This window comes from Rhizocola hellebori, assembly GCF_016862955.1.
Taxonomy (GTDB): Bacteria; Actinomycetota; Actinomycetes; order Mycobacteriales; family Micromonosporaceae; genus Rhizocola; species Rhizocola hellebori.
Map to the genome: position 1 here is coordinate 22,670 of NZ_BONY01000109.1, position 6,423 is coordinate 29,092.

7 protein-coding genes are annotated in these 6,423 nt (G+C 67.2%); 2 read left to right on the forward strand and 5 right to left on the reverse strand.

All coding sequences use genetic code 11. From position 1 onward, the window contains the following. Nucleotides 1-18 precede the first annotated feature (18 nt). Nucleotides 19-1,284 (forward strand): MFS transporter, encoded by a 1,266-nt coding sequence (locus tag Rhe02_RS44425; RefSeq protein WP_203914580.1) that lies wholly within the window; start codon nt 19-21, stop codon nt 1,282-1,284. Nucleotides 1,285-1,483: 199 nt separating this feature from the next. Next, entirely contained in the window at nt 1,484-2,206 is a 723-nt protein-coding gene (locus Rhe02_RS44430; protein ID WP_203914581.1) for a hypothetical protein, read from the forward strand. Here Rhe02_RS44430 and Rhe02_RS44435 read toward each other — a convergent pair. The 5 genes from Rhe02_RS44435 to Rhe02_RS44455 all read right to left on the reverse strand — a co-directional run bounded on the left by Rhe02_RS44435 (nt 2,203) and on the right by Rhe02_RS44455 (nt 6,252). After that, nucleotides 2,203-2,835, reverse strand: coding sequence for a sterol desaturase family protein (locus Rhe02_RS44435; RefSeq protein ID WP_203914582.1), 633 nt, complete (start codon nt 2,833-2,835; stop codon nt 2,203-2,205). The genes Rhe02_RS44430 and Rhe02_RS44435 overlap by 4 nt on opposite strands. Nucleotides 2,836-2,899: 64 nt before the next feature. Beyond that, nucleotides 2,900-3,514 (reverse strand): response regulator, encoded by a 615-nt coding sequence (locus Rhe02_RS44440; RefSeq protein WP_203914583.1) that lies wholly within the window; start codon nt 3,512-3,514, stop codon nt 2,900-2,902. A 106-nt stretch (nt 3,515-3,620) separates the two neighbouring features. Further along, entirely contained in the window at nt 3,621-4,739 is a 1,119-nt protein-coding gene (locus tag Rhe02_RS44445) for a sensor histidine kinase (RefSeq protein WP_203914584.1), read from the reverse strand. Further along, nucleotides 4,697-5,473: an ABC transporter permease gene (locus Rhe02_RS44450; protein ID WP_203914585.1), complete on the reverse strand. Its 777-nt coding sequence runs from the start codon at nt 5,471-5,473 to the stop codon at nt 4,697-4,699. Before Rhe02_RS44450 ends, Rhe02_RS44445 begins: the two co-directional genes overlap by 43 nt. Next, a complete protein-coding gene (locus Rhe02_RS44455) occupies nt 5,470-6,252 on the reverse strand; it encodes an ABC transporter ATP-binding protein (protein ID WP_203914586.1) in 783 nt (260 codons plus the stop codon). Before Rhe02_RS44455 ends, Rhe02_RS44450 begins: the two co-directional genes overlap by 4 nt. Between the last annotated feature and the right edge of the window lie 171 nt (nt 6,253-6,423).

The following is a 6,423-nucleotide window of genomic DNA, read 5'->3' on the forward strand; positions in this document are numbered from 1 at the left end:
GGGCTAGCTTTACCGGCTATGACCACTTCACTGGTAACGGCGAGCCCGCCGAAGGCGCTGGGCCGTGACTTCACCGGCCTGTGGACCGCGACCGGGCTGGCCAACCTCGGCGATGGCCTCTACCTGCTCGTGCTGCCGCTGATCGCGTTGCAGCTGACGACCTCGGCCGGGCTGATCGCCGGGGTCACCGTGATGCTCACGCTCGCCTGGCCCGTCTTCGGCTTCCAGGCCGGCCTGCTGGTCGATCGCGTCGACCGGCGGCGCATGGTGGCAGGCGTCAATCTGGTGCGCGCGGTCGCGCTCGCGGCGCTGACCGTCGCCCTGCTGACCGGATCGGCATCGGTGATATTGCTGTATGCGGTGGCCCTGGTGCTCGGCGTCGGAGAGACGCTCGTTGATACCTCCTTGGCCGCCTTGGTACCGCAAACCGTGCCCCACCAAGAGAACCTGGGCCGAGCCAACGCCCGCCTCGAGGTGGCCCAGACGGTGACCAACCAGTTCATCGGGCCGCCGCTGGGCGGGCTGCTGGCCGGTTTCGGGCTCGCCTGGGCGACGGGCACCAGCGCCCTGCTCTACGTGGGCGCGCTGGCCGGTCTGGCGCTGATGCGCGGCCGCTATCGCGCGGCCGTCACCGCGCCGAGCACGCCACGCCCGCCGTTGCGCCAGGAGATCCTCGCCGGGTTGCGCTTCACCTGGGCCAATCCGCTGCTGCGCAACCTGACCCTGATCACCGCGGCGATGAATGTCTTCTGGGCGGCGTGGGTGGCCGTGCTCGTCATCTACGTGGTCGCCCCCGGGCCGGTCGGGTTGAGTACCCCCCAATATGGACTGTTGTTGATAGTCATGGCCGCGGGCGGAATCGCGGGCGCCAACGCGGTGGAACCGTTGCGGCGGCGGCTCGGAGCGCGGCGGCTGCTCGCCCTCGACGTCGTGGGCACCATAGTGCTGGTGGGCACCCCGGCCTTGACCACCAACCCGTTCCTCCTCGCCGCGGCGATGTTCGTCGGCGGCGCGGGTTCGGCGGTCTGGCGGGTGATCGTGGCGATGGTCCGCCAGACGGTGACCCCCGCCGAGCTGCTGGGCCGCGTCTACAGCGCCAACCGGGTCGTCAGCTGGGGAGTGTTGCCGATCGGGGCCGCCCTCGGCGGTGTCGTCGCGCAGGCCTACGGGGTGCGGGCCGTTTTCGTGGTGGCCGGCCTCGCGAGCTTCGGCCTTCTGGCGGCTTACGCCGCCGCCATCAAGCCCGGCCCGCTGGCGCTGGCGTTGGCGCCCAAGGCCACCTGAGCGCGGTCCCGACATAGATTTCCTGTTTGCTGACCCGCCCAATGTGGACATGGCGGGGTTCGGCGAAATCGGTTGGCATGGCAGCTCCCAACGGGATGGCTTGGCGTTCCTGCTACCACGCGTGGGCGGCACGGTTTGTTGCGCACGATTTTCGTGAGCGCGGGCAACACCCAAAAGCGCATGCGGGTAGCTTGGCACGATGGAACCGACGACCCAGGCCGGGGCGGGCCGCTTTGTTCTGTCCGATCCGGGCGCGCTTTCGTCTCGGGCGCAGCAGTTTCTGCGGCAGCAGGCCAGCCGCCGGCCCTTCGACGGCGGGCTGAGCGGCGACCTGCTTCGCCGGGCGATCGGTGAGGTCTACGACAAGCCGAACGAGCGCATGGTTTCCCTGCTGGAGTGGGCGCAAACCAGGTACGGGGGGTTGACCTATCCGAGCGGGTTCTTCGACGCCGAGGTGGTCTTCACCCCGGTGTGCGAGCCCGAGGATGCACTGGTGCAGCTGGAGATCTCGCACGTCGTCCAGACCGGAACCCCGGCCGTCGCCTCCCTTTCCGCGGATGGCACCGTTTTCATCGGCGTCGATGGCCATGGCGTCGCCGAGTTCGCGACGCTCGACGCCGTCATCGAATGCGACTCCATGTTCCCGGCCGCTTCGCAGATGGCCGCCACGATGACCTCCTACCTCGGCTCGGTGGCGCACCTGCTCACCCTCGCCGACTTCCTCCGGGTCGAGAATCCGCTGGGTCTACGGGAGATCACCGAGGCTCGCGGCGCTCGCACGTTCTGGTTCGCCAGCCGATCGGCGATGTTGTATCTGTGCGGGGCTTGGAGCGCGCTGGGGCGGGCGGTGCCGCCGAAGGTCATGGCGTGGGGCGTCAACGACAGCAGCCTCACCGCGGTCCACCACCTGATCTGGCGCTAAACCTCCAGCGCGTGCAACGCCTTGGCCGTGGGGGAGGGGGCGACCGACGACGGATCGGGGTAGGTGCCCAGCACGCGGTCGGCGGTGCCGGTGGTGGTCACCGTGAACCAGTAGTGCTCGTTGCGATAGTGATGCAGCCGGTGGTTGCGCCACACCGCTTTGTACACCGAGGTTTTCGGGCGATAGTCGGTGTGGATGAGGAAGTGGGTCCATTCGTAGCCCAGGCCGAGGGCACCGGCCACCAGGATGAAGGTCAGGCCCAGCCCGAGGCGGGGGAAGGCGAACAGCCCGATCGCCGCGAAGGCTGGCAGCAGGGTCACGAACGCTTGCCATGGAATGAAGATGTTGTCCAGCTCCCGGGGGTGCGCATGGTGCCAGCGGTGTGAGCGGGCGACCATGGGATCGATGGTGATGCCCGCGATGGTGCGCGGCCGCCAGTGCAGGATCGCCACGTGCAGCACCCATTCGAAGAACGGAAAGACGGCCAGCATGATCGGGACGAGGAGGAGGTCGCTGAGCCGCCAGTCACCCACCACGAGCCGCGCGATCGCCGCCACGGCCAGGAAGGTGGCCAGAATCCAGGGGGAGGCGTGCTTGATGAACCGATTGCGGACCTGAGCGAGGGTCATGCCACCCATCGTCCGTCGCAACCGGACAGGTGGTCAAGTGGTCAGACCAGTGTTTCGGATGATCTCAGATGAGGCCCTGCGCCATGGCGGTGGTGACCGCGGCCGTGCGGTCGGAAACTTCGAGCTTGGCGAAGGCCCGCAGCAGATGGGTCTTGACGGTCGCCTCGCTCACGTGCAGGCTCGCGCCAATGGCGGCATTGGACAGTCCCTGCGCTACCAGGCGCAACACCTCCGCTTCGCGCGGCGAGAGCGCCACCGGCGGCCGATGGCGGTGCTGCCAAAGCTTTCCCGCCACCGACGGTGCCAGCACCGTTTCGCCCCGAGCCGTGGCCCGGATCGCCGCCAGCAGCTCGGCGCGCGAGGAATCCTTCAACAGATAACCAGCCGCACCCGCCTCCACCGCCCGCAAAATGTCACTGTCCGAGTCGTGGGTCGTCAACACCATCACGCGGGTACCAAGCCCAAGCGCCACAATCTGAGCCGTGGCCGCGGCCCCGTCCCCGTCGGGCATCCGCAGATCCATGAGCACCACCTCCGGATGCAGCGCCCGGGTCGCGGTCACCGCCTCGGATCCGGAGGCGGCCTGCCCCACCACCGTGATGTCGGCCTCGCCCGCGAGCATGCCGCACACCCCGGAACGCACCACCGGATGGTCATCGACCACCAGAACCCCGATCACGCCCGCCACCCCCTTCGCTTCCGCCGCTCATGGCCTTCCTTCGCTCGCTCACGCCGGCACGGCCACCAGGACCGTGGTCCCCTGCGCCGCCTGTCCTTCCGCTCGCTCACGCCGGCACGGCCACCAGGACCGTGGTGCCTTGCGCTGTCGGCTGCACCGCCACATCGCCTCCGGCCTGGGTGACCCTTGACCGCATGGCCGCGAGCCCGTGACCCCCGGTCGTCGTCTCCGGCTCGAAGCCCAGGCCGTCGTCGCGGACCTGCAGATGCACGTTCTGGTCATCGAAGGTCAGCTCAACCCACACCCGGGTCGCCTTCGCATGCTGGCGCACATTGCTCAGCGACTCCTGCGCGGCGCGCAGCAGCACCACTTCCGTCGCGGCCGGCAGCGTGCGCACCGTGCCGTGAACCTCCACCGTCGCGGACACCCCGGTCTCCTCGGCGAAGCGGACTCCCAAGCGGTGCAAGGCCTCCTCGAGATGATGTCCGGTGGGCATGAGCGCCTCCAACACCGATCTCAGCTCCTGCAGGTTCTCCCGGGCCGTGCGCGCGGCCAGCTCCAGATGGCGGCGGGCCTGCTCACGGTCGCGGTCGAGCGCCGCGTCGGCCGCCTGCACCAGCATGACCACACTGGACAATCCCTGGGCGATCGTGTCGTGCAGGTCGCCTGCCAGCCGCTGGCGCTCTGCCAGCGCGGAGAGCCGGGCCACCTCGGCCCGGCTCTCCGCTAGCGCCCTGCCCTGCTGGACAAGCCGGTCGATGGTCAGGCCGGTGATGGCGCTGAGCACCACTCCCATCAGCCCGATGGTGAGATCCATCATGAACTGGCCGTCGCGCAGGAAATGCACCGTGGTCGGGGTCAGGTTGGTCACCGTCGAGACGACGACCGCGTGGCGGAAGTCCAGGGCGATATGGGCCTGGGCGGCCAGGGCGAAGAGGATGAACGCCGCCCCGCCCGAGAAGCTCACCGCCGGGATGAGCAGCAGCCAAGCCACGATCAGGTAGAGCCAGGGATGCCAGGCTTTGCGGGAGCAGTTCAGGGCATAGCGGCCGAATACCACGTACCACAGCGCCATCACTCCCAGGATCGCCGTGGACACCGGCTGGAAGCTGAACAAGATCGTGCCAGCCAGAACCACCGCGTAGTAGACATCCCACCATGGCAGGCTGCGCTCCCATGCGGTCAGCTCGCTCGCCTGTCCCGCCAGCGAAACGTCATCAGACACAGCACCAGCCCTCCCACACACCAAGCCACCAGCACCAGCGCTACCCGCCCGTGTTCCCACGATCCTGCCACCTCCTGCGCCGCCATGGTCTCAGGCAAGAACACCGACCGGAAGCCCTGCGCCATCCAGCGAAGGGGAAAGATCGACCCGATGGCGATGAGTGAATCGGGCAGATGTTTAAGCGGGATAACAAAAATACCCGAGATGAAGGACAGCACCAGATACGGCAGGTTCATCACCGCGGGTGCGCTGCGGGCGGTGCGCGGCAGGCTGCTCGCCGCGATCCCGAGCATCGCGCAGCCGCTCACGCCGAGCGCGAAGACCCAGGCGAAGGTGAGCCAGTGACCCACGTCGGTGGGCACGCTGAGTCCAAATAGGAGGACGCCGACGGTGAGCATGATGGCGATCTCACAGGCACAAATCACCAGCGACAGCACCGCCTTGCCGACCAGGTACTCGTAGCGCGGCATCGGCACGCCGAGCAATCGTTTGATGGTGCCGTCCTCGCGGTCCTGGGAGATGCCGATGCCCAGGTTCACGAAGGTGGTCGAGGCCACCCCGGCTGCGATCATGCCAGCGGTGAAGATCTGGTTGGCGGTTATGCCGGTACCCTCAAAATCGTCTGAAAATATGGAACCCAGCAGCAGCAACATGATCACTGGCAGGGCGAAAGTGAACACCACCGCATCGCGATGCCTGAAGAACATCTTCAGCTCGATCCCCACACGTCTCATCGGTTCTCTCCAATCAGATTGAGGTAAATGTCCTCCAGGCTCGGCCGGGTGACCGTCAGCTCGGGCATGTCGCGCACCCGGCAGATCAGGCCGACCGGATCGTCGGTCTCTTCACAGCCACCGCGCCACCGGACAGTGGCCTTCGCCTCCGCGCGCCCGCCAAGGGTCTTCGGATCCCCTTGCGCCACAATGTTTCCGTTGACAATCACCGCCACCCGCTCCGCCAGCGCCTCCGCCTCGTCGAGATAGTGCGTCGTCAGCAGGATCGTGGTGTCCTCCAGCGCCTTGATCAGCGCCCAGAATTGCCGCCGCGCCTCCGGATCGAAACCCGTGGTCGGCTCGTCCAGGAAGAGCAGCCTGGGCCTTCCCACAATGCCGATGGCGACATCGAGGCGGCGTCGCTGCCCGCCAGACAGCGCCCGGATCCGCGACCGAGCCTGCAGCCCGACGAACTCGATAACCTCCATCGGCTCGCGGGCACGCGGATAGTATCCGGCAAAATGGCTCACCGCCTCGTAAACAGACAGGTCACCAGCATCTGCGGCCTCCTGCAACACGATCCCGATCTCGTGTTTGCCCATGGCGATGTGAACCTCGCCGGCATCCTTGGACCGATGTCCCTCAAGGATTTCCACCGTCGTGGTCTTGCCGGCCCCGTTCGGGCCAAGCAGCGCAAAGCATTCGCCCTGCGCGATATCCAGGTCGATCCCGTCGACGGCCACCTTGTCGCGATAGCTCTTGCGAAGCCCGCGAACCTTGATGGCACTCACATTTCCCATACCCAAATACTCACGGCCAGACCCAGCCCACCGCGACCGTCGCCCGACTGAATCCTCGTGTCCACCGACCGGTGGACACGGGGACTCTATCCGTTGCGGCGCAATACTTCTTGCATTCTTCGAACGTGCGTACTAGGCTGTCTTTTGTGGACGAGCAGGCGGCTTGGGCGC